The sequence below is a fragment of the Nibrella saemangeumensis genome, assembly GCF_039541915.1.
Lineage (GTDB): Bacteria > Bacteroidota > Bacteroidia > Cytophagales > Spirosomataceae > Nibrella > Nibrella saemangeumensis.
In genome coordinates, this window is record NZ_BAABHD010000082.1 from 125,901 (window position 1) to 149,740 (window position 23,840).

20 protein-coding genes are annotated in these 23,840 nt (G+C 52.3%); 14 read left to right on the forward strand and 6 right to left on the reverse strand.

Annotated elements, in window-relative coordinates; all coding sequences use genetic code 11:
• The first annotated feature begins 1 nt into the window (after window position 1).
• The 7 genes from ABD949_RS25630 to ABD949_RS25660 all read left to right on the forward strand — a co-directional run bounded on the left by ABD949_RS25630 (window position 2) and on the right by ABD949_RS25660 (window position 5,297).
• Window positions 2–643, forward strand: a complete 642-nt coding sequence (locus ABD949_RS25630; RefSeq protein WP_345248414.1) for a response regulator — start codon at window positions 2–4, stop codon at window positions 641–643.
• A gap of 130 nt (window positions 644–773) precedes the next feature.
• Complete coding sequence (locus tag ABD949_RS25635) at window positions 774–1,340, forward strand: hypothetical protein (protein WP_345248416.1); 567 nt, start codon at window positions 774–776, stop codon at window positions 1,338–1,340.
• A gap of 34 nt (window positions 1,341–1,374) precedes the next feature.
• Window positions 1,375–2,634 carry a hypothetical protein gene (locus ABD949_RS25640; RefSeq protein WP_345248418.1) on the forward strand — a complete coding sequence of 420 codons (1,260 nt, stop codon included), beginning with the start codon at window positions 1,375–1,377 and terminating at the stop codon, window positions 2,632–2,634.
• A gap of 181 nt (window positions 2,635–2,815) precedes the next feature.
• A complete protein-coding gene (locus tag ABD949_RS25645; protein ID WP_345248420.1) occupies window positions 2,816–3,250 on the forward strand; it encodes a hypothetical protein in 435 nt (144 codons plus the stop codon).
• 192 nt (window positions 3,251–3,442) lie between these two features.
• Window positions 3,443–3,730 (forward strand): hypothetical protein, encoded by a 288-nt coding sequence (locus ABD949_RS25650; RefSeq protein WP_345248422.1) that lies wholly within the window; start codon window positions 3,443–3,445, stop codon window positions 3,728–3,730.
• Window positions 3,731–3,785: 55 nt separating this feature from the next.
• Window positions 3,786–4,040, forward strand: coding sequence for a hypothetical protein (locus tag ABD949_RS25655; RefSeq protein WP_345248424.1), 255 nt, complete (start codon window positions 3,786–3,788; stop codon window positions 4,038–4,040).
• Window positions 4,041–4,067: 27 nt separating this feature from the next.
• Window positions 4,068–5,297 carry an acyltransferase family protein gene (locus tag ABD949_RS25660; protein WP_425576809.1) on the forward strand — a complete coding sequence of 410 codons (1,230 nt, stop codon included), beginning with the start codon at window positions 4,068–4,070 and terminating at the stop codon, window positions 5,295–5,297.
• Window positions 5,298–5,334: 37 nt separating this feature from the next.
• On the opposite strand, the gene ABD949_RS25665 is transcribed toward ABD949_RS25660, so the two are convergent.
• Together ABD949_RS25665 and ABD949_RS25670 are read right to left on the reverse strand one after the other, a co-directional pair.
• Window positions 5,335–6,855, reverse strand: coding sequence for an FG-GAP repeat domain-containing protein (locus ABD949_RS25665; RefSeq protein WP_345248426.1), 1,521 nt, complete (start codon window positions 6,853–6,855; stop codon window positions 5,335–5,337).
• A gap of 24 nt (window positions 6,856–6,879) precedes the next feature.
• Window positions 6,880–10,569, reverse strand: a complete 3,690-nt coding sequence (locus tag ABD949_RS25670) for a CRTAC1 family protein (protein ID WP_345248428.1) — start codon at window positions 10,567–10,569, stop codon at window positions 6,880–6,882.
• Window positions 10,570–10,997: 428 nt separating this feature from the next.
• Between ABD949_RS25670 and ABD949_RS25675 the strand changes: the two genes are divergently transcribed.
• Both ABD949_RS25675 and ABD949_RS25680 read left to right on the forward strand, forming a co-directional pair.
• Window positions 10,998–14,270, forward strand: a complete 3,273-nt coding sequence (locus ABD949_RS25675) for a SusC/RagA family TonB-linked outer membrane protein (RefSeq protein ID WP_425576810.1) — start codon at window positions 10,998–11,000, stop codon at window positions 14,268–14,270.
• Window positions 14,271–14,352: 82 nt separating this feature from the next.
• Complete coding sequence (locus ABD949_RS25680; protein ID WP_345248432.1) at window positions 14,353–16,122, forward strand: RagB/SusD family nutrient uptake outer membrane protein; 1,770 nt, start codon at window positions 14,353–14,355, stop codon at window positions 16,120–16,122.
• A 138-nt stretch (window positions 16,123–16,260) separates the two neighbouring features.
• Here the strand turns inward: ABD949_RS25680 and pgeF are convergent, their stop codons facing one another.
• Window positions 16,261–17,031: a peptidoglycan editing factor PgeF gene (gene pgeF, locus ABD949_RS25685; RefSeq protein WP_345248434.1), complete on the reverse strand. Its 771-nt coding sequence runs from the start codon at window positions 17,029–17,031 to the stop codon at window positions 16,261–16,263.
• 281 nt (window positions 17,032–17,312) lie between these two features.
• Between pgeF and ABD949_RS25690 the strand changes: the two genes are divergently transcribed.
• Both ABD949_RS25690 and ABD949_RS25695 read left to right on the forward strand, forming a co-directional pair.
• Window positions 17,313–17,705: a T9SS type A sorting domain-containing protein gene (locus ABD949_RS25690; protein ID WP_345248436.1), complete on the forward strand. Its 393-nt coding sequence runs from the start codon at window positions 17,313–17,315 to the stop codon at window positions 17,703–17,705.
• Between the two features lie 460 nt (window positions 17,706–18,165).
• On the forward strand, window positions 18,166–18,558 hold the full coding sequence (locus ABD949_RS25695; protein WP_345248438.1) for a hypothetical protein: 393 nt from the start codon (window positions 18,166–18,168) through the stop codon (window positions 18,556–18,558).
• Between the two features lie 69 nt (window positions 18,559–18,627).
• Here the strand turns inward: ABD949_RS25695 and ABD949_RS25700 are convergent, their stop codons facing one another.
• Complete coding sequence (locus ABD949_RS25700) at window positions 18,628–19,593, reverse strand: tryptophan 2,3-dioxygenase family protein (RefSeq protein ID WP_345248440.1); 966 nt, start codon at window positions 19,591–19,593, stop codon at window positions 18,628–18,630.
• 130 nt (window positions 19,594–19,723) lie between these two features.
• The gene (locus ABD949_RS25705) at window positions 19,724–19,981 is read right to left on the reverse strand and encodes a GlsB/YeaQ/YmgE family stress response membrane protein (protein WP_345248442.1); all 258 of its coding nucleotides are present in this window, start codon (window positions 19,979–19,981) and stop codon (window positions 19,724–19,726) included.
• Between the two features lie 216 nt (window positions 19,982–20,197).
• Here ABD949_RS25705 and ABD949_RS25710 point away from each other — a divergent pair, with 216 nt between their 5' ends.
• From ABD949_RS25710 to ABD949_RS25720, 3 genes are all read left to right on the forward strand, one after another.
• Window positions 20,198–20,728: an ABC transporter permease gene (locus tag ABD949_RS25710; RefSeq protein ID WP_345248444.1), complete on the forward strand. Its 531-nt coding sequence runs from the start codon at window positions 20,198–20,200 to the stop codon at window positions 20,726–20,728.
• 264 nt (window positions 20,729–20,992) lie between these two features.
• The gene (locus ABD949_RS25715) at window positions 20,993–21,397 is read left to right on the forward strand and encodes a hypothetical protein (RefSeq protein ID WP_345248446.1); all 405 of its coding nucleotides are present in this window, start codon (window positions 20,993–20,995) and stop codon (window positions 21,395–21,397) included.
• Window positions 21,398–21,533: 136 nt separating this feature from the next.
• Window positions 21,534–21,815, forward strand: a complete 282-nt coding sequence (locus ABD949_RS25720; RefSeq protein WP_345248448.1) for a hypothetical protein — start codon at window positions 21,534–21,536, stop codon at window positions 21,813–21,815.
• A gap of 20 nt (window positions 21,816–21,835) precedes the next feature.
• On the opposite strand, the gene ABD949_RS25725 is transcribed toward ABD949_RS25720, so the two are convergent.
• Entirely contained in the window at window positions 21,836–23,560 is a 1,725-nt protein-coding gene (locus tag ABD949_RS25725) for a hypothetical protein (protein ID WP_345248450.1), read from the reverse strand.
• Between the last annotated feature and the right edge of the window lie 280 nt (window positions 23,561–23,840).

The window sequence follows — 23,840 nt, forward strand, 5'->3', positions numbered from 1 at the left end:
TATGGAAGCACCAATCAGGCTAGTGTATTTTGAAGACAATAAAGCGTTGCGCGAAGGCATGTCGTTTTTGTTTCAGGCTACACCGGGTTTTGCCTTGCTGGGCGCCTTTGAGAATTGTAAGAATCTGAAGGAAACGATCGCTGCCTGGCAACCGGATGTGGTGCTGATGGATATTGACATGCCCGGCCTGAGTGGTATCCAGGCAGTGCCGATCGTTAAAGCCCTGTCGCCGGCTACGCAGGTCCTGATGCTGACCGTTGTTGACGATGCCGACGCTATCTTTCAGGCCATCCGGAACGGTGCCAGCGGCTATTTACTGAAGAATACCTCACCGGCCGATATCCTTACGGCCATTCGGGACATACACCGGGGTGGCTCTCCCATGACGCCCAGCGTGGCCCGGAAAGTGCTGCTGCATTTTCAGCAGCCCAAGCCCGGCGGGGAAGACTACGGGCTGTCTACCCGGGAAATGGAGATTCTGCGGGGGCTGGTCAAAGGAAACAGCTTTAAAGGCATGGCCGATGAGCTGTCGATCAGCGTTGAAACCGTCCGGACTCACGTGCGACACATCTACGAAAAACTCCAGGTAAACTCCAAAACTGAAGCCGTTCTGAAGGCCTTGCGGGAGGGCCTGACCCGCTAGATCCCCGCTTTCTCTCACCCGTTTGGAGTATTGACTACCGGGCTTGCCCCGGCCCATCTTTGTATGGCAGAAGAACCCAGTGAAGGCTTCTGCCATACAAAATCTTCCATCTCTTAAAACCAAAAAGTACATGACAAATCGTACGCTGGGTACCCTCGGTATGCTGGGTGCCCCTTTTCTGGGAATTGAGTATATCATTCAGGCCAATGCCGGCACGCAGGACATGCGACTGGCGGCTTTATTCGGTATTCCCTATGCGCTGGGCTGGCTTGGCTGTATCTGGGCGTTGTACCGGATGGATGCGGCCGGTTCCAGCCGTATCGGCCGGGGTATTCTGACCGTCATGCTTGTGTTGCTGAGCCTCGCTAACGTCTGGGATTTTTACGCAGCGGTTTATCCCTCGGCCGGCGACCTGTTGTACCGGATTACCGATCTCTCCTGGCCGGCCAGCAACCTGTTTATGCTGGCGGTTGGCGTCGCAGTGATCCGGGCGGGGCGGCTGTCCGGCTGGCGAAAGTATGTGCCGTTTGCCGTAGGCCTGTGGTTGCCTTTATCAGTTCTGTCCGGTGTGCTGCTGGGGCAGGGGGCTATGGCGGCCGTTGTGTTTTCCGCGCTGTATTCTGCCGTGATGTGGACGTTGCTTGGGTATGCCATACGCACCACGGAAGAACCATACTCCCTATCCGTTAATAGCTGATTTTTAGTACATACACCTTTCCACACCATCCTCCATGAAAACGTTCTATCTGCTGCTGCTCAGTGCAGCACTGGGACTGGTTTGCTGCCGTCCAACCAATGATCCAACGCCTGCTGGGTCAACATCCGACAAGTCCGGGTCCGGAACCATAAAGCCGGTAGGAGAGCCGCTGGGCGCTCTTATCAGCAAAAGCATTGGCCCCGAGGGCGGTATCGTTGCTTCGCCGGATGGCAGGGTTTCACTCACAATACCCGCCGGGGCCTTAAAAGCAACAACGACGATCAGCATTCAGCCAATTACCAGTACCGCACCCAGCCGGATCGGCAATGGGTTTCGTTTTAGTCCGCACGGGCAGACGTTTGACAAACCGGTTACCATAACGATGGCTTATGAGCCGGATTCCCTCAGCAGCGGTCAGCCACAGGTGCTGCAAATTGCTTACCAGAACAGTAAGGGTATCTGGGAAACGGTTGATGCGGTGACCGTGAACGAACGGGCGCATACAGTCTCTGTTCTCACGACTCATTTCAGCGATTATAGCATTTTCGAATCGTACACCATGGATGTGGTAAAGCCTATTATTGGCTACGGAGAGGGCACGCTGGTGGGTATTTACAGTACATTTAAGCAAAATAACCTGTCAGTAGATCCCAAAGGTATCCAGTTGTCTGATCCGACCAAGGTTAATGAGCTCAGTAACTGGAGACTGGAAGGGGGAGGTAAACTACTGCCGGAGAATTACTTTGCCACCTATTTTGCACCGGCGGAGGGGCCCATCACGCCGAATCCGGTGGTTATTAGTGTAGAAGTAAGACCACCTACCACCAAAGGTAAACTAATTCTGTTTTCCAGAATTACGGTAATGGGAGATGAACTCGTGTTGTTTTTCAACGGAGCCAAGTACACGATGAGCACCGTGTCAGCTATGAGTTACGGTAAAGGTTACCTGATAGGGGGAGGCTCCATCGAAAAGAATGTATCCATTGAGTTTACAACGCTTGGAAAAGGAGGAGCATTTGGTGATCTGCAAAAATCCGGGCAGGCCGAGATAGGAATTGGTGTTAACAACGTGTCATATGGCTGTGTATATACGGAGTGTAAAAAGACGGCTCCCGGTGAATACCCGGATCCTCCCGTACGGAAATTTACACCCGGAAGTGTTACGTTCACGGTGGAGAGCGGCTATGTAACCGGAACGTTCTCCGGAGAAGTAGTGAATACGAAGCGCACGTATTGTTACGACAAGCCGGAGTTTGCCTCTATCAGCGGCTCTTTCCGCATGAAAGTACTGTGAATTGCCCGGCAGGCAGCTTCTGACTGAATCGATTCAAGCCGGAAAATTGCCAGTTGGAGCTTCGTTTCTGACGACTGGAGCAGGAAGCACATCGATTCTTTTTGCCGACAATGCACCTTTGTATCGTCAGACGGACAAAACCCGCTGACAAAACATCCACACCAAAAAACACTACACAACTATGAACCTGTTTATCAATGCCCGTCGATCTGTCATGCTGGTCCTGCTGGCCGCTGTTTCGTTCACTGCCTGTAAGAAAGAGGTAGAACCCGATCCGGATATGGCCAGCCAGATTGCCGGCTCGTACACCTACACGGAAGCCAAAATTGGTGGCAAAACGTACCCCGCCAGCCAGACCAACATCAAAGGCAGCGTCAAGGTGATCAGGGAAACGGCTAACACGGTTAGCCTGGACCTGAACATCCGGGCAAAATCCGACAACAGCGATTTCCTGGTGGGCTCGGTTGATGGCATCGAACTAACCGATGCTGGCAGTGGCACCATTGGCCTGCGCGTCGAGAGCGACGAGATCGCTCAGGTGAAAGGCGACAAAATCATCATCAAAAGCACCGACGATACCGGCGCTCAGTTCACCATCACCGCCGAGAAAAACTAAGCATCGGCCTAATACGGGCCCACCTTCCTCTGATTTTCTGCCAAAGAGACCGGCTTATGTCGGTCTCTTTTTGTATATGTATGTCTGTGTTTACAAAACCTGAACTATCGCTAACTAATTATTAGCGTGCCGGTTGGCATTATTTAAATATCTTCTTATGTTACAGCCCCAATCTAAACCAAGCTATCTTTTATGGCCAGAAAAATCAACATACGTTTAACCGGAAAAGCAGAATTGTTCGTCAGGCGCATGGAACAGGAAGGCTACGACGAAGCGGGTGTCATTGCCATGGCGCTGGGCATTCTGGAGGAGGTGGTGGAAACGAAGCGCGTAGCCAAAATCGTAAAGGGCACGGAGAAGAGCAAACGCCCGCTGATTGAGTACTTCTATACCCTGAGCGACGAAGAGGAAGTACCCCTGCTCGACGAGGAATACGAAGAAGACGAAGCGCCCGAAAGCGGCCTCTCCCTGGCCAGCTAATACCTGGCTTCGTCCATTACCCGCTCATCTATCAACCATAAACTCCTGTTCACGTATGCGTACCGGAAGAATACCCGTATTGTCGGGTGTCCAGCAGGGTAAGGCCACTACCCTGCGTAAATATGTGGCGCTGCTGGCGCTGATCGCTTATTTTACGCTTTTATCCTTCATCGTTTACATGGCCTACAACAGCGCTAACCGCGAAGAGTTTGACCGGACCATGCAACTCTTTACGACCACCGCCGGTATCCTGGGTGGGGTAGTAGGGGCCATTGTCGGGTTTTATTTTCGCGAAGAAAAGTATTCCTGATCCGTTCGGTTCTTTCTGGGAGTAGGTATGCTTACACTACAAAATACTGAACCTCAAACCGGCGGTACCGGTTTAGCCTCCCAGTTCCGGGCGGGCCGGCTGATGTCGATGGACGCCTACCGGGGCTTTGTTATGTTCCTGATGATGGCGGAAGTACTCGAATTCGGGCGGGTGGCCAAACTGCTTCCCGACAGCTCATTCTGGCGCTTTCTGGCCTACCACCAGGATCATGTCGACTGGTTTGGCTGCTCCCTGCACGACCTGATTCAACCCTCGTTTTCATTTCTGGTGGGGGTAGCCCTGCCGTATTCCATGGCCAGCCGGGCCACGGCCGGCAGCTCATTCGGTTCCCTTTTCGGGCATGCCGTCCGGCGGTCGCTCATCCTGATTCTGCTGGGCATCTTTCTGAGGTCGGTCCACCGGGAGCAGACCCACTTTACCTTTGAAGATACGCTGACCCAGATTGGTCTGGGCTATCCGTTTCTGTTTTTGCTGGGCTACCGGCCCAACCGGCAGGTCTGGCTGGCGCTGGCCGCTGTGCTGGTCGGGTATTGGCTGGCGTTTGTGCTGTACCCGCTGCCTGGCCCCGGCTTCGACTATACCGCGGTGGGCGTGCCGGCCGACTGGCCCCACCACCGGACGGGCATTGCCGCTCATTTCAACAAAAACAGCAACCTGGCCTGGGCGTTTGATACCTGGTTTCTGAACCTGTTTCCGCGTCAGAAACCGTTTTCGTTCAATGGGGGCGGCTACGCCACGCTGAGTTTTATTCCTACGCTGGGTACCATGATCCTGGGTTTACTGGCCGGGCGCTGGCTGCGGTCGGAACTGACTCCCGCCGACTTGCTGAAGCGGTTTCTGATCGCCGGAGTGCTGGGTCTGATGGGTGGCTGGCTGCTGACGGTTACCGGGATTAGTCCGTCCATCAAGCGGATCTGGTCGCCGGGCTGGGTGCTGTTCAGCGGAGGCTGGTGTTTTCTGCTGCTGGCGGCTTTTTACTACATAATTGACGTGCGCAGGCAGCGGGACTGGGCTTTTCCGCTGGTGGTCATCGGCATGAACTCCATTGCCATTTATGTGCTGTCGCACCTCATCGGTGGCTTTATTATTGACACCTTCAAAATCCACCTCGGCCAGGATGTATTCAACCTCTTCGGTGAGCCGTACGAAACCCTGTTGAGCGGAACTGCCGTGCTGCTGGTGTTTTGGCTGATGCTGTACTGGATGTACAAGCGGAAGCTGTTTCTCCGGGTTTGATAGCTTCCGGACGGATCTATTCGCAGACCAAAGCTGGTCAGTGCAACCGATTTTCGAGCAGCCAGAGCCCTTTGTTGGTATTTACCTGATTGGAACGCTTTCTGAGCATAAAGGAGCCCAGGAGCAGATCCATATCACCATCCTGGTCGTAGTCGGTCTTTTCCAGCAGCATCCACTGGCCTGCCCCGTTTTCGGCGAAGGTCTGGGGACTGAAGCGGAGGTTACCGGTATTGGTAAAGTACAAAAACTGTTCGGCCGGCTTAGCTGCCGCGTCCGGGAACATCGAGATTGCCGCTATATCTAAGTCGCCGTCCTTATCGTAATCGTGGGCAAGGGCTTTGGCTGCCCCGTGCATCGGATAGAACCAGGCCTGCCTGAAGTGGTTGCGCCCGTCGTTCAAAAAAATCCGTACGCCATGGTAGGGTTTCAATATCTTTGAATAATCCGCATTGTCGCCGTTGGTGTAGAGGATGTCTGGGTGACCGTCAGCGTTGAAGTCGGCCAGTTCGGCATAACTGGAGCCGTACACCGGTGGAAATCGCAGGACCACCTGTTTCTCAAACCGGCTGTTTCCCCGGTTCCAGTAAATAGCTACTGACTCGTCGCCCTGGGTGAGCAGCGCCATAATGTCGATCCGGCCATCACCGTTGAAATCGTGGAGTTGCATAGTCCGGGTGCCGGGGGCATAGTCCAGAATATGCTCCTTATAGGTAGCGTCTGGTTGCTGTTCGTGTAGGGTCAGCCTGCCCAGGTTGTTGCCGAACTGGGCAACCAGAATATCCTCCCGGCCGTCCTGGTTAAAATCGGCGGTGAGATGCTGAACCGGCCGTTGCAGGTTTTTGAGTAGCGGAGTCACCTGGGTGGTCGGGGTGGTCTGACCGGGCCTGAGCGCAACGAATTCCCCTTTCCGGCTATCATTCGGATCCATTATGCCCATTAACAGCACCTGGGCCTGGCCATTGGGCTGTATCTTGATCGACGAGGGGGTGCTGGGCAGGTAATTGGTATCAAGCGAGCGAAACTGCTGATCCATCTGGTACAACGTTCCGTTTCGCATACCGATCCACCATTGCTTCCGGGTGCTGTCATGGTACACCAGTGTCACCAGCGGGGGAACCGCCAGGGGAGCCGGTCGGGCCTGGAACTGGGGCAGCGTGCCCTGAACCGGCTGTTTGGCAGCCTGAGAAGCGAGGCTGTCGGGGGCAAGCTGCGTATAATAATCAACAATTTTCTGCCAGTCGTCCGGGTGCATCTGGGGAGTACCCGGATAGATACCCGCGTGCAGCAGGGTATCGGCTTCGGCGGCCGTAGAGAGATTGCTGATGACGCTGATCAGGTCATCGCTCATGCCCATACGCAGGGCCATCTGGGGCAATACCCCTTCGCGCCAGACTGGTTTCGTCAAGAGATCAGGCGACGGTGCCATATGGCAACTGCCGCAGTGAAGCCGGGCCAGTTCGGCACCCGATAAGCCGGATGGCTGCTGGGTATCGGATTGAGAGAAAAAGCAACTCTGAAATGATAAGACCAAAAAACTGGCCAGTACTAAAAAACGCATACGGTTTGTTGAGAAGAGCACCGGCTACCGGGAATGTCTCGCTGTTACCAGAGTACCAACGGAAACCGGCCGGCGTTGCCCTTTGGAATCAATAATTTCGACTGCTTTTACCCCATGGTTCAGGGGTAACTCGCGGGCGCATTGGGAAAGAAAGGACTGACCGTAACAAAACTCTGCTTTTTCCCGCCGTCCGTCGCTGTATGTAATAAAGGCTGCTACATCGGTAGGCTTTAACGGTACCACCCGTGCCGAACGCCCGGCGCGGAACACTTTTAACGGTCCCCGATTCTGCGTAGCCACAATGAGCTGATTTCCGGTGGCATCACTCAGCCTGGTCAGCCCTTTGGCATTGCCGGGTACATAAAAGCCACTGGTTGCCGGCGTCAGGGCGGTGAAACTGCCTTTGCCGTCGCCTTTCAGCATCAGACCGTTCAAGGCGTCCAGCCGGCCAACAAAAACTTCGTTACTGTGATCATTTCCCACCAGCAGAACATCCGGATGCCCATCCTGGTCAAAATCATCGGCAAGCATACCGAAAACCGGAGCCAGCTGTGCCTGAACCGGAAGATCCTTCAGCCGGAAAGCACCGTTGCCCAGGTTCTCTATATACGCAGACTTCATGTAGTTGGCCCGCAGCACAATGGCATCTTTCAGTTCCTCTTCTTTCAACAGTTTGTCGACCGACGCGCCCGCAAAATCTTTGTATAACGGGAACCGGGCGCGCATAGAAATCATCTGCCGGATCAGGTCTTCCCGACCGTGAAAGGTGAATTCTTTACGCTGACCGTTTCCGTCGGGGAAGTAGGTCGTCAGGATGGCATCGTAAAAGCCGTTGTTATCAAAATCTTTGGCATACACGGAGATGGGCTCCTTTACACTGGCCTGGCTTAAGGTATTGCTGCCCAGGTTACCGGCGATATAGTCTATGTCCCCGTCGCGATCAAAATCGGCGGCCAGCAGGCTGTTCCACCACCCAACGGCTGCGATTTCGGAGTTGGGCAGGGTAACGGTTTTCCGGTTGGTGAGTTTACCGTTTACATTCTGTAAAAAAGTCAGCGGCATCCATTCCCCCGCCAGCATCAGGTCCATCCAGCCGTCGTTATCAAAGTCGGTCCAAAGCGCATCACAAACGAGACCCAGGTTCAGGAGGTCTTCCGCTACCGAAGCCGTTACGTCCGTAAAGGTAGGCTGGCCGGGCTGCGAGTCGTTTCGCAGAATATAGCTGGATACCGGTTTGGGGTACTGGGCTGGCTCTACGCGGCCACCCACAAACAGATCAAGATCACCATCCCGGTCAAAATCGGCAGCTTTTACGCAGGATTTGCTGATCAGGCTTTTGGGTAGTGCCCGAGGGGCCAATGTGTACTGACCCGTGCCATCATTGATAAATAGCCGGTCCTGGTACGCAGGGCTGTTGGGTTCGGCTTCCATGCCTCCACTGGCAATATACAGGTCCAGATCGCCGTCGCCGTCGGCATCGAACAACAGGGTGCCCATGTCTTCCTCCTGTTTGGGGCTAACCGGCCGGCCGTAGCTGGCCGCACCAATCGGAGCCGGAGGAATATTCTCCGGACCCGGTAACAGATCCCGCTGAACAAACGTGCCCTGAACCGTCTGGAGATAAAACGTCCCTTTTTGTGACCGGGAGCCCCCAATAAATAAATCAGTCAGCCCGTCGCCATTCACATCACCGGTAGACACGGCGGGGGCAAACTGCGACAGCTTATGCGGCAGCAGTTTCTGCACGTTGAAGTCGATGAACTCCGGTTCCTGATGGACAAACGTCAGGTTAAGGGAATCGGTGACCTCGCGGAAGACCGGCCGGGCCGGGCTGGTGGGCGGGTACGTGGCTGGTTCGGTGGCGTTGCGGCTGTCGACGGTCAGCACCTGATTGGCTTTCACCCCACGCAGGGTCTGGGCTTTGGCGGGCGTGGTGCCCTGGGCCGGCCAGATAATTTTTACCTGCTCAACGGTTGAAACGGCTCCTAAGCCAAAGTGGGCCGCCGGCTCTACGGATGAGAGGTAGCCCCGGTAGGGCGAGTGTTCATAGACCTGCTTTTTGCCACCATCGTAGGTGATCTCCACAAACGTGCCGAGGCCCATCCGGTTGGTATCATTCCCTTTAAATTTGATCCGGAGGTAATTAGCTTCTTTGGCCTTTGTCTCCATAAGATTGTTGCGGTAGACAAAAGCAGAGTCGTTGATGTTGTTGATCACAAAATCGAGATCACCGTCATTGTCCAGGTCACCGTAGGCGGCACCGTCGGAAAAAGAAGGCTGTTCCAGCCCCCAGTCTTTGGTCACGTTCGTAAACGTGAGGTCGCCCTGGTTCCGGAACGCATAATTGCTGATTTTAATGACCGGGATCTGCTCCAGCGTAAAGCTTTTGCTGGCGACCGAAGAGCTGTTGGCCCGGAACTGCATAAAATCACGATCGGTAATGTCTTTGGGGAAGCCATTGGTAACAATTAGATCCCGGTAACCATCGTGGTCGAAATCAATAACCAGGGGTGTCCAGCTCCAGTCGGTTTCGGCTATGTTGGACAGCAGGCTTATTTCGCTAAATACCGGCTGGCGGTTCTTCAGTGAATCGGCCGGATTAGCGAGGGCCGGTGCCGGCCGGAAGCCCTGGTTCAACTGGAGGGTATTGCGGGTATATTGATAGTTGAAGCCGTACTCCTCGTTGTTTAAATAGGTCTGGTAGTTGTTTGGGCCCAGAAGGACTTTTTTCCGGAGGTTATCCTGCGGGAGCATATCCACCGCGATGATGTCCATCAGCCCGTCATTATTAATATCGGTTACGTCATTGCCCATAGCCGTATTGCTGGTGTGCTTAAACACCTGGCTGGCCTGGTCGGTAAAGGTGCCGTCGTGGTTGTTAATGTACAGAAGGTCGTCACTCAGGTAATCGTTGGTAACGTAAATGTCCTTCCAGCCATCGCGGTTGATGTCGCAGATGTTCAGGCCGAGACCATAGCCTTCAATCTGAATACCGGCCTGCCTGGACACATTGGTGAACACCGGATGACCAAGCTGTTCGTTCCAGTCATTCCGATACAGCCGGTCGGTAGTAGGAGAGGAGCCATCGACAACTTTTTTGTGATAAGCGTTCGGGTAGTTCTCGATGGTATTCGTCAGAACATAGAGGTCGAGGTCGCCGTCGTTGTCGTAATCAAAGAAAGCCGCATTGGTGGTGTGTCCATCATCGGCAACGCCGTAGGCACTGGCCATTTCCCTGAACACCGGAACATCGCCCGGCTGCTTAACCCCCTGGTTCACGTAGAGCAGGTTTTCCCGCCGGGCCGCTGTTTTGCTGACGGTCGCGCCTACGTACAGATCCAGCCAGCCGTCATTGTTGATATCGACCACGGCAACGCCCGAACACCACTTACCGTTACCACCAACCCCAGCTTTCTCCGTAATATCAGTGAACTTAAAATCTCCTTTGTTGAGGTACAGCTTGTTGGAAACCTGATTTCCCGAAAAAAACACATCCTGCAGGCCATCGTTGTTAAAATCGCCAATGGCAGCTCCACCGCCATTATAGATGTATTCAAAATCAAGGATATTCAGGGTGTCGTTCTCACTAATGCGGTTCGAGAACGTAATGCCCGACTCCTCGGCCGTAACCTGCGTGAAGAGCGGCTTATCGCATGAACTCAGCAGCAGTGCGGCAAGGGCGAGGGCCGTAAAGAGAAAGAATGATCGTTGCACAGATGACACCGGGTTGTGTTTCAAACAGCTAATTTACAAAGGGAACGTGTATAACTCCTATTTATAGTGCCGGCCGGAAAAAAAAGTGGCGAACCAAAACCTGATAAAATCAAATCATTGGCCTCTCTTCTCTCTTTGATTATAAATTTGTTTGGTAGTAACTGTTTTGGTTATTAGGTAGATATCCTTCTTTTTGTTCAAAGAAAAAAAAATCTTTTCTTCACCTTATTCTTAGTCGAATACCGCTTTAAGCTCATAAAATAACAAACTTAAAATCAAATGAGTAGAATTTTGGTTGTCACGATTCATATAAAAAAAATACAATAAATTACTTTGTGTAAAACATACGCTAAGCAAAGACCATTTTGAAATGTGATGTTTCTTCTATAAAATTGAACCGGTTTTAATTTTTTAACATCCCTAACCATATGATGCCAAACTTTTATCAGTCCTTAAAAGCTGGTTTTTTGTGTGCACTCATGCTATTCTTAAGTATGAGTGTTTCCGCCCAGGACCGTCGTGTCACGGGACGAGTGACAAGTACAGACGGGCCAGTGCCTGGCGCGAACGTCGTGATCAAAGGGACCACTACGGGTACCTCTACGGATGCCGATGGTAACTTTTCTCTCACCTTGAGAGGTGCAAATCCGGTTCTGGTCATTTCGGGTATCGGCTACCGGTCCCAGGAAGTGGCGGTCGGAAACCAGTCCAGTCTTACCGTTAACCTGCAGGAAGATGTAACCGCCCTGAACGAGGTTATTGTAACCGGTTATACGACGGACAGCCGCCGTGAAACAACCGGTGCCGTAGCCACTGTAAAGGCGAAAGACCTCACGGTAACCCCAACCGGTAACGTGGAGCAGCAGCTGCAGGGTCGCGTAGCCGGGGTAACGGTGATTACCAACGGCCAGCCGGGTACAACCAGCCAGATCCGCGTGCGGGGTTTCGGTGCCTTCGGTGGTAACGAGCCGCTGTACATTGTTGACGGGGTACCGGTAGGAACAACCGACTTCCTGAACCCGGATGACATCGAGTCGACTACGGTATTGAAAGATGCTGCGTCGGCTTCGATCTACGGTGCGCGGGCTGCCAACGGTGTGATTGTTTACACCACCAAGAAAGGCTCCCGCTCAGCCCGTAAACTGAACATTACCTATGATGGTATGTACGGCGTAACTGACCCCGGCAAAGGCCAGCAAATGCTGAACACGCAGGATTTTGCTACGTGGACCTGGAATGCCGAGAAAAATGCTGCTTTCCAGGAAGGCAGACAACCTATTTTCAGCCATCCGCAGTTTGGTACCGGAGCCACCCCGGTTATTCCTGATTACCTGATCGTACCTGTTGTTGGTTCAACCGGCACCCGGTCATTAAGCTATGGCGTTACCGGTAATGTCGACGTGGAAGCTGCCAGAAAACTGTATAACATTGATCCCAGTGCAGGGTCAATCTACCAGTTGGTAAGAGCAAACAAGGCCGGAACAGACTGGTACGGTGCTATCACCCGCCCGGCTCCGCTGCACCGCCATACGCTGGGTATCTCCGGTGGTTCTGAGACTAGCCGGTACTATATGGGCTTAGGTGTTCAGGATCAGCAGGGTATTCTGCTTTACAACAGCTTTAAGCGGTATTCGTTCCGGGTGAACTCCGAGTTTGATATCCTGAAGAACCTCCGTATCGGGGAGAATATGCAGTTCACCTACCGTTCGGTATTAGGCCAGGGTGGTGGATCTGGTGGTCAGGGTGTGGCCGCGGACGAGAACTCAATCCTGGGTGCTTTCCGGATGCCATCTATCATTCCGGTATACGATGAATTCGGCGGATATGCCGGTACGGCAGCCAGGGGCTTTAATAACCCCCGTAACCCGGTAGCAGAACGGGATGGTATCCGTAACAACCGGGGCTTCAACGGTCAGGGCTTTGGTAACCTGTACCTGGAGTACAATCCGATCGAAAGCCTGACGCTGCGCACCAGCATCGGGGGCCGGTACGATAACTTCTACAACTTTGGTTACGGCCGCTGGCAGTACGAGAACTCAGAAAACAACTCTGCCTTTAGTTATAACGAAGGGGGTGGATACAGCTTATCCTGGGTATTCTCTAACACCGCTAACTTTAAGCAGCGCTTTGGCGTGCATAACCTGGACGTCCTGCTGGGTCAGGAAGCCTTGAATACTGGTTTTGGCCGGAACATGAACGGTAACGGTCTGAACCCATTCTCTCAGGACATCAACTTTGTTACGCTGAACACCGTTTCGCCGAGTGGCCGGGTTATCGGTAGTAACCTGTTTAAAGGTGTTAACTTCTTCTCGCTGTTTGGTCGGGTGAATTACTCATTCAACGATCGGTACATTGTTACCGCGCTGGTTCGTCGCGATGGTTCTTCCCGTTTCGGTGCTAACAACCGGTACGGTGTGTTCCCGGCTTTCTCGGCAGCATGGCGGGTTACGTCTGAGGAGTTCATGCGGAACGTCCCCTGGATTACCGACCTGAAGATTCGCGGTGGTTACGGTTTAATGGGTAACTCCAACAACGTAGACCCGAACAACCAGTACAGTCTCTATGCCAATAACCTGGGTCAGTCGGTATATGACATCAGCGGCAGCAACTCCAGTGTTTCGGAAGGCTACTATCGGACCCGGATCGGTAACCCGAATGCAAAATGGGAAACCAGTATTACCAAGAACATTGGTATCGATGCTACCTTCTTCAACGGCCGACTGGATGTAATCCTGGATCTGTGGCAGAAAGATACCCGCGACCTGTTGTTCCAGGTACCGGTTGCGCAGGTTGTCGGTTATCAGGCTGCGGCCCCTTCGGTTAACGTTGGTAAGATGGAGAACAAGGGTATTGACCTGCAGATCATCAACCGCGGCAAGATTAACACCGACCTGGGTTATGAGGTAAACTTTACCGCTGGTGTTCTGAGCAACAAAATTGTTGAGCTGGCGCCGGGTCTGACGTACCTGACGACGGTTAACCCCGGCTTCCGCGGTATCAACCCGATCCGGAACCAGTTGGGTTATTCGATCTCGTCGTTCTATGGCTATCAGGTGTTGGGCCTGTTCCAGAGCAAAGAAGAAGTAGCCGCTGCTCCTACGCAGGAAGGTGCCGCTCCGGGCCGGTTCCGGTATGCTGATATCGACGGTAACGGTAAAATTGACATCAACGACCGTACGTACCTGGGCAGTCCGGTTCCAAAATTCACTAGTGGTCTGAACCTGCAGCTGAACTTCAAGAACTTTGACCTGGCAACGTATTTCTACGCGTCGGTTGGTAATAAGATCTTCAACGTATCGAAGTGGTTTACCGATTTCTATCCGTCATTTGCCGGTGCTGCGATCAGCGAGCGCGTGAAAGATTCCTGGACGCCTGAGAACCGGGATGCCTCTACGCCGATCTTCGAAAAAGCTTCTAACTTCAGCACCAACACACAGGCGAACTCCTGGTATGTTGAGGATGGCAGCTACCTGCGGATGCAGAACCTGACCCTGGGCTACACCATGCCGGCTAATATCCTGGAGCGGGCCCGTCTGCAGCGTCTGCGGGTATTCGTGTCGACTAACAACCTGTTTACGGTGACTAAATACCAGGGTCTGGATCCGTCGGTAGGTGGTAACGCCGATACTAACTTTGGTATCGATGTAGGAAACTACCCCATTACCAGAAGCTGGACGATAGGTCTTAACCTTGGTTTCTAATTATCTATCGTAACCACCAGACCGGCAGCAGCGATCTAAACCGTTTCTGCCGGTCGATAAAACAAGATTCATAGTTATTTGTATGAAACATATAATCACAAAACGAGTCATAGCGACAACTTTAGGTGTCACACTCATTGGCTTCGCCTGTAAAGACAGTTTTCTGGTGGTACCACCTACCGGTCAGGTAAGTAGTGCCCAGCTAACCTCCAAGAAAGGACTGGATGGCGCGCTGATTTCTGCCTACGCCCAGCTAAATGGCCGGGCCAATCGCATGGCCAGTGCCTCTAACTGGGTATGGGGAAACATCCGGGGGGGCGACTCCAACAAAGGAACGGACCCTGGGGACTTCAGTGATATCAATCCAATTCAGCGGTACGAGTACCTGTCAACACAGGGGGTAATCGCCGATGCCTGGTCTGGTAACTACGAAGGTGTGGCCCGTGCCAACAACGTGTTGCGATTGATCAAGGAAGCCGGAGCCGACGTAACCGAGGACGACAAGAAGCGGATTAGCGGTGAGGCTCGTTTTCTGCGTGCTCACTACTACTTCCAGTTGAAGCGTCTGTTTAACAATACGCCTTATGTCGATGAAACTCTTGACTACGGTACCGGTATTGAGAAAGTAACGAATCAGGCTGATCTGTGGCCGAAGATCGAAGCTGACTTCAAAGCTGCGTACGACAACCTGCCGGAAACGCAGGGTCAGGTAGGCCGGGCCAACAAGTGGGCCGCGGCTTCTTACCTGGCAAAGACGTATATGTACCAGAAGAAATATGCTGAAGCCAAGGCATTGTTCGATCTGATCATTGCCAACGGCCAGACAGCCGGTGGTAAAAAATACGGTCTGGTACCGCAGTATGCCGATGTCTTCAAGGCGTCTAATGATAATAACCTGGAGTCAGTGTTTGCGATTCAGGCAGCGGCAAACACCGGTAGCGTAAACAATGCTAACCCGGAGTTTGACCTGAACTACCCGTATAACACCGGTCCCAACGGACCGGGTAACTGCTGCGGTTTTAACCAGCCGAGTTTTGATCTGGTGAACTCCTTCCGCACAAACGCCAATGGTTTGCCGTTGCTGACCGGTGCCGTTACTGACCAGGGAGGTGGACAGTACAGCACTCCAGCCAATGAGGTAAAAAGCGATATGGGTATTCTGACGAAAGATGCGTTCACGCCAGATGCCGGCCCGGTTGATCCCCGTCTGGACCATGCCGTTGGTCGTCGTGGTATTCCGTACCTCGACTGGCAGGATTTCCCCGGCGCCGACTGGATTCGGAACCAGCCGAATGGTGGTCCGTATGCACCCAAGAAGTTCATTTACTATAAGTCTGACAAGGGCTCCCTGCAGGATAACAGTTCCTGGACACCGGGCTATACCGCACTTAACGTGCCGATCATTCGCTTTGCCGATGTGTTGCTGATGGCAGCAGAAGCTGAAGTGGAAGTGGGTACCCTGGCAAAAGCTATGGAATATACGAACATGGTTCGGAAGCGGGCTGCCAACCCGGCCAGCTTTGTGAAGCGGGCTGATGGAACGAATGCGGCTAATTACGTAATCAGCGAATATCCGGCGGCTAACTTCGCCACCAAAGAAGCTGCGCGTAACACCGTACGTTTCGAGCGTCGTATTGAGCTGTCTGATGAGGGGCATCGCTTCTTTGACCTGGTGCGCTGGGGCATTGTTGAGCCGGTAGTGAACTCCTACCTAGCTTACGAAAGCAAGAAACTGCCGAACGCATTGGGTGGCGCTAAGTTTACGACCAATCAGGATGAGTACCTGCCGATTCCGCAGGCTCAGATCGATATTCAGGGACCGAGCGTCTTGAAGCAGAATCCTGGTTACTAAGAACCGGATTACGCTTAGGTTTGAAAGAGATGGCACCTACGGGTGTCATCTCTTTTTTTGTGCTTCAGAAAAACGGAAATGATTTGCGGTAAATAGTCGTGAGGTTTCTTTCTGTCCAATGCAAGTTGGCCTAGCTTGCTAACTGGGTCTGAGACCAATCACCGCCAGCATCCGGCCGGTTTGCCCTTTCTCGTGTCGGTGAGAGAAGTAATCTTTGTTGTCCAGTACGGTTGAAAAAGTAGAAACGGCGATATGGGCGGCCGGAATACCGAAATCGGTGAGTTGTTTGGTATTGGCTGATTTCAGGTTGATAAAGGCCTTACCGGAAAACGGGTCGATCCGTTTGTGGTTCGGGCCAAATTGTTCCGCCACGTCGGGGCCAACGTCAAAGGAAGTTTCGTCGATGCACGTTCCCACATACGCATAGCAATCGCCGGGGTGGGTGTCAAACTGTTCCTGCATGGCCTTCAGGGTGAGCGATACAATACCGCTTGCCGTTCCCCGCCAGCCGGCGTGTACAGCGGCCACGGCGCGGTGTCGCTGGTCGTAAATCAAGACGGGAACACAGTCGGCCGTGCTGACGGCCAGGTACAAATCCGGCTGATTCGTAATCAGGGCATCATAGCCATCATAGCGACCGGGTTCCGTGGTCAGCAGGACGTCTGCGCCGTGTATCTGATGGGAGGAGGCCACCCGATCCGGCTCAATAGTTAGGGCCTCAAAGAATCGCCGGCGGTTTTCGGCTACGTTGGCCGGATCGTCGGAGGTGTTCATGCCAAGGTTCAGGGATGCATACGGCTGGGGACTGACTCCCCCGTGACGCGTGCTTTCGGCTACTACAAGTCCTTCGAGCGAGGAGAGGAGCGTAGGCTGACGAAACAATTCTTTGGCCTTTTCTGATGGTTGCATAATGTAATTGCAAGATAAGCCTCAAATGCCAAATAATAAATGTATTTTTTATAAGTTGCTGATATACAGGCTTGAATGTCCGGTATCGGACACTGAATTTTGCGTATGAGCGTCCGTTCAATCAATCGTCCCGGCTTTTTACCATTCATATAAAGCAGTTGCCGTTTACGTAGTCTCTGCAGGCTGCTGCCGGTTTACTCCACTATCTTTGAACCATCAAACAGGCGCAGAATACCTGACACGCAAAAAGAAAGTAACAAACACACTGTCCACACAAAAACATGAAAACCTTCGTAAAAACATTCGCCCTGGCTTTATCTCTTAGCGCTTTATCGCTGACATCGTTCGCCACCGGCGGCAAAGATAACACAGCGCCAACGGCCTATAAAGCCGCCGTATTTGCCTCTGCATCGGCCACTACCCTGAACGTAATGATTGAGAAAGAAATGGGTGGCCGCGTAGAGATCCGCCTGAAAGACGCCAGCGGTCGCGTGCTGCATACCAACCATCTGCAAAAGAAAGACGGTAAGTTCTGGAGCAAATTGAACATGAGCAATCTGGCCGACGGTACCTACCGGGTAGAGGTAACCAACGGCGTTGAAACAACCGTAAAAGACATCACGCTGTCGACGCAGTCTCCTGCCACCGTAAGCCGCAATATTGAAATGAACTAACTGAGGGTGGTCAGGTCGGCACCGGTGCTGGAGCCGGCCTGATTAAGTTCTTCCAGTTCACCTTCCTCTTATCTGTCCGTCAGCCGCTATCCCCTCCGATAGCGGCTGACGTTTTTATGCCAGGATGGGATGAAGCTGTACCGGCAGCCTGCTATGTGTAATGCCACTCCTTTTGCCAGCCCACCAAAAACACCAGGCAATCCAAACGAATCAATCGTTAAATTAGTGTGTAACTGATTGATAACCAGATGAAAGTGTCCGGAAACGGACACCGATTACTCCCCGTTTTCGGACCATTTAATCAATCGTCCATCCTTTTTACCATTCATCTTGATAAAACAACCGCTGGAGTAGTATGCAATGCAAGGTAGCGGTTTTCAGGCTACCTTTGATTCATCAATCAGACAACGATTGAACACACCAACAAGAACAGTTTAACAATCTATCCACACACAAGACAATGAAAACGTTAATCACCACAATCGCCCTGGCGCTGACTTTAAGCGCAACATCACTGACCGCTTCGGCTGATAGCCACCGACTGACTGGCCCCAAGGCCCCGACCTCTTACCGGGTGGCGGTGTTTCCGTCATCTTCAGCGGCTAAGCTGAACGTTATCGTCGAAAAAGCGGCCGGCCGTGTTGAAGTTCGCCTGAAAGATGCGAAAGGCCACGTGCTGCATACGAGCTACCTGCAAAAGAAAGATGGTAAGTTCTGGAGCCGGTTCGATATGAGCGAACTTCAAGACGGTACCTACACGGTAGAAATAGACAACGGAGCCGAGACAACTGCAAAAGAAGTAACCTTGTCAACAAAAGCGACCACGTTTAGCCGGGTAGCCATTATTGACTAACGAAATATTCACACCAGTGACGCCCGCCGACGCCCAGCCTTTTGGCTGGGCGTCGGCGTTTTTGGCGTATCAGGACGGCTGGCTGCCAAACCGGAAGCTACCCCAGTGCTGTTTCTCCGCTTCGGACCAGATATCCGGAAAAAAGATCCGGTTTTGCTGAACGGGAGGCAGATATGTCTGCCAGTTGGTACCACCGGTTGCCTTGATGTCTTCCGGCTCCTTGTGCAGGTACTTCACCGCCGAGCGCAGATGCGATAATTTCCACTGAACATTCACCCGCCGGTCGAAGTCGCGGAGTTCGGTAATCAGTTCCTCCGTGGCGGTACCCGTGGCCTGCAGCCGCCGGAAACAGCGCCACAGGTTTCGCTCCTTACACTCAACCGCCATTTTGACCAACTGTGGCCCATAGCGCTTCTCAAACTGCCGGAGGGTAAGGGTTTTCTGGTGGGTAGCCAGCTCGGTGGCACCCTGCTTCCAGTACAGGTATTCATACAGAGCTTCTACGGGGGCATCGCTGGCCATCCCTTCCGGCGCTACCACCAGGTTCCGGAAATCGGTAGACGCTATTTCAATTTGCCGGAATTGTACCGACTGAAAGCCACTCGACGGCAGCAGCGCCATCCGGAATTTCAGGAACTGGTTCCGGTCCAGGCCCTCCACCATAACGTCGAAGGAGTGCTGAAGAATGGCGAAGTAGCGGTTGATGCGCTGCATCCGCTCCGTGAAAAAGGCAGCGGTGAGCGCTTCGTGCCCGGCAATCTGGTAGATCTCGTGAAGTACGAGTTTAAAGTAAAGCTCTACCGTCTGGTGGTAGGTAATAAAGATCAGTTCATCCGGATAGGCCGTTCGCGGATTCTGGAGCGACAGCAGCGTTTCCAGGTGAATATAGTCCCAGTAGGTCAGGTAATCGGCCTGCAGCAGCCCTTCTAGATACGACGCCATATCCTGGCCCATAGCGGCATATTTCTGTTCGAGCTGCCGGAGTTTATCGGCCAGTTCGGACCGGAACGTATCGGAGGTGGTGTCATGAATCATAGCGTCAAGTTATTATTTTTCCGGTAAGCCAGCCCGGTTTTGGCCGGAAATTGAGGCTGCACCGCTTATAACGCAGAAGAGCCGGCTACCAGCCGGCTCTTCTGCCAAGATGTATGAAATTGACTTCCGATTAGACGGTGCGTCTTGATCCCTTAATCAATGCGGCAATACCCAGCACGATACAGGCACCGACGAAAGCAGTCAGGATACGGTCCAGAATACCACCGGCACCGGTGTCAAAGGCATTACCAAAGATCCAGCCACCGATAAAGGCACCAATAATACCCAGGATGATCTCCATGAAAAGAGACAGCGAGAAGCGCTTAAACACAAGGTCGGCCAGCCAACCGGCAATGGCACCTACCAGAATGGTTACTAAGATTTCCATAACGTTTTTCAAAAGTTGAGTAATTGCATACATAACAACCCCTATACGATTTTGTTTGACAGGCGCTGATCGGGAGCACCTGTCCTGCATGGCAAAAAACCGTTCCGACAGAAAACTCAGAAGTTTTACCGTTTACGAACAGCTTGGGCTGGGGCGGTAAAAGATCCGCCATTTTTGGGCAAAAACACACCAAAACACATAAACCTTCTGTTCGTCATGATTAAGTCTATCCTATCTTTCCTGTTGATTGCCACGCTGAGCGTGTCGGCTATGGCGCAGGCGTCATTTGATCTTGAAGAAACAAAGCCGGTGGCACTGAACGGTATCGAATACGGCTTTGCCATCCGGAACGAAAGTAAAAAAGATGTTGGCAGTAAGGGTTCCTTTGGCCGCTTTGAGGTAACCGTATATGCCACCAACAAAAGCGGCTGCACCAAACTGCTGCTGCCCAAACAGACCTTATTTGGGCAGCAGGACCAGGATCTGCTGGCCCAGTTTGATTGCATCAATGCGACCGGTATGCGCCTGACCTCGAAAAGCGGGAATGTTCGTGCCCCGGAATTCTTTGTGCCGTATTCGACGACCACCAAAAATGCCGAGGGGAAAACGGTGACCAATACCATTCAGGTAAAAGCCGGCCATATTCTGCACAATGGGGAAACCGTTTCCAGCAATTTTATTGTCATTGTCCCGGAAAGCGAACTGCCCCGCATGAAAGTCCGGATTCGGGAGTTCCTCGACCAATAGGTACGTTGCATTGAACCAATGCCGGTTTCTTATATGGGCCGGTCCTCCCGAAAGCTATAAAAGCGGCTGTTAGGAGGACTGGCTTTTGTGTTTGTTCCCTGGCCAATAGCGATCTACCCTCGGTTTACCGTTCATCCCTGAATAAAACCGCTAAAGTACTATGCATTGCAAGGTACTATAATCTGATATACCTTTGAATCAACAATCAGGCACAACAACCTGTCCACACCAAAAAAACAGAACCATTAAAATACTATCCACACCATGAAAATTTTCATCGCTTCCGCTCTTTTCGCACTTGTCAGTGTATCATCAACCGTAACGGCCATAGCCGCCGATGACCATTCAAAACCGGCTAAGCCCAAAGCAACGGCGGCTTATCAGTCATCAATGTACGTGGTAGCCAACACCACAAAAATGGCCATAGCCGTTGACAAAGAAGCCGGTGCCGCTATTTACATTAAGATCATGGATGAAAAAGGCAATGTGTTGACTTCGCAGCAACTGGATAAAAAGGATACCAACTTCCGGGGGCGTTTCGACATGAGCGAGTTGAAAGACGGTAAATACCAGGTGGTTATTACCAACGGAACAGATGAGACAAAAAAAGAGATTACCCTGTCGACAAAGCCGGTGTTGGCCCCTGGCCGGGTAGTTGACCTTCAGTAATTCCGCAAATCCACACCAGATTCAACATGACAAGCCGACGGACCCCCGTCGGCTTGTTGTTTTTGTGTCAAAGCAGTCGTAAGACATACCAGAAATGCCGGCCTGCTTCGTTACTATAACAGAATCAAACCCTGTTATGAACGTACTACCGGTTGTTCTCTTTGTTGTGTTGCTGGCCTGGATCGGAGCTGCCTGCACCCGAACGGTTATTGTAGATCGCTATCCACCCCGGTATGATACTGGCCGCCATCCCGGCTGGCATAAAAAGCCCGGCCATCCGCACGCCCGCAGGCATATGCCGCCGGGTCAGGCCAAAAAGCGGGGCTACTATGGCGGACTGCCACCGGGACAAGCTAAAAAGCGGGGTTACTACGGAGGGTTACCACCGGGCCAGGCTAAAAAGCGAGGCTGGTATTAGCAATTTTATACAATTGGTAATTAATCCTGGATCGTGAATGCGGCATCGGAGCGGTGCTGATCGCCCGGTGCATTCGTGCGCACTGCTTTATACGCCTGTTGTTTCGGCGTTTTCCGGTGGAAAACGGTAAACGTCTGGTCAAACAGGAAAAGTCCTTTACCGGGTAGCGATGGCTGCGCCCTGACCTGGTCGGCTACCGAAAAGACCTTATGAATCGCGTAGTCGGAATCGAGCACGGAGCTTTCCTTCTTAATATTACCAATCTCCAGATTGCGCAGCACCAACCAGTCTGGATGAAGCCGGTTAATTATGCGGGCAAGGCTGTTGTGGTGGGGGATGAGGCTTTTCCGGACGTCGATTACCTCCCGGGAAGACAAGCCAGGGTAATCATACATCTTTAAGCCCGAATAAAAGCCGATATAGCCCAGGCACTCCAGAAAAACCGTTTCCTGCAGTTGGGCATTGGCTTTTAGCCACTGGCCAACCTGTTTTCGGTTGGCTTCAATCAACTGCTGCTGAAGCCTGCCATTATAAGCCCCAAACGCGAAAATACTTGCCTGCGTAACCAGGATAACTCCGGCGGCTGCATACCCGACATACTGGAGTACTCTGGACTTACCTAAGCTAATTAGCTGGTCGTAAGCAGCGGCCAGAGAAACAATGCTGAGAAGCGTCACCGGGGGAATATACCAGGGATAAGGAATCTGCACCAGGGTTCCCAGATACGATGCACCCATGAAGGCACCCAGCGACGTTATACGTCCGATGGTTCTGCCGCCCGGCACCAGCCAGTAGAATACACTTATTAAAGAAAGAACCTTGCTGAAGACTATAAAATAAACAGGCCAGCCCCCCCAAAAGGAATACGCCGGCGAAAAGATCAAGCCCAGAAAATTGTATTCAAGCGGATCGGTGAATGCCCGAATTGGAAAGGCAAGAAATCTTTTTAGGAGGTGAAGCGGAGACACACTGGCTCCTAATCCTTTCGCCAGAATGGTGTTGGGAATGAAACTCCCATAATAAACAGAGGCAAACACCAGCCAGGGCAGGTAAAGCAGACCACCCGCTACCACGGTCATTACCGCTTTCCGGATTCGGTTTAAATAGGTTTGCGGAGCGGTTTTGTTGCCGAAAAGCACGTACCCTGCCAGGATACCACCGGCAATAATAAAGGCGTCCGGGCGGGTCCACATCAACCCTGCCAGGGCTAAGGCGCTAAGCTTCCATTTAACGTGTTCTTCTGACCAGACCGCATACACAAACAGGACCGTGAAGAAGAGCATGAACGCCGTCTCCATCCCGTTTATGGCATTATCAATACTTTTGATGTCGAGAAAAAACAGGCCTACCACCAGCAGCACGCTGCTCCATGAACGGAAAGAGGCTTTGGCTATCCGGTACAACAGGATACCGGCACCGCCCATAAAGAAGGCACCTATGATTCGGAAAGACCAGATAACGGCTTCATCAGAATGGCTGCCCCATAACCAGCTGAGCAGTGCCGGAATCAGCACGCCCAGCGGTGAGGTGAAGGTGTGCAGGCGCTCACCAGGCTGATAGACCAGGCCGTTGCCCATTGCCAGGTTTTTGCTGGAGCGAAAAGTGATGAACCAATCTTCCCAGATGCGTTGGGTGTATAGGGCGTAAAGCAGACAAACAGCCAGACCTAAACCAAAAATAATCAGTTGGTTAGTGGTCAGGCGTGATAAAGGTGTATTGCGAAGAGGTAACTTCGGTTGAACCATGTCTGTGTTTGCCAATGTTAAAATATTTTGTTGGATTCAGTGTATAATCCGAAAGTTAGTAATTCGCGCCAATTACCTAAGCAGTCGCTTAATAAAACTATCGAATAGCAGTAGTATAGGCCTTATTCCCAGTCCGAAAAAAGCATTGGCTGCCCCTGGTCCCAATTTATCCCGTACCCGTCCGGTTGGAAACGCGGACAAAGGGCGGGGGTATTTATTTCCTATAAGAATTTTAAGAAAATATTTCAAAAAAGAAGGGTAGATTATGATTGCTAAATGA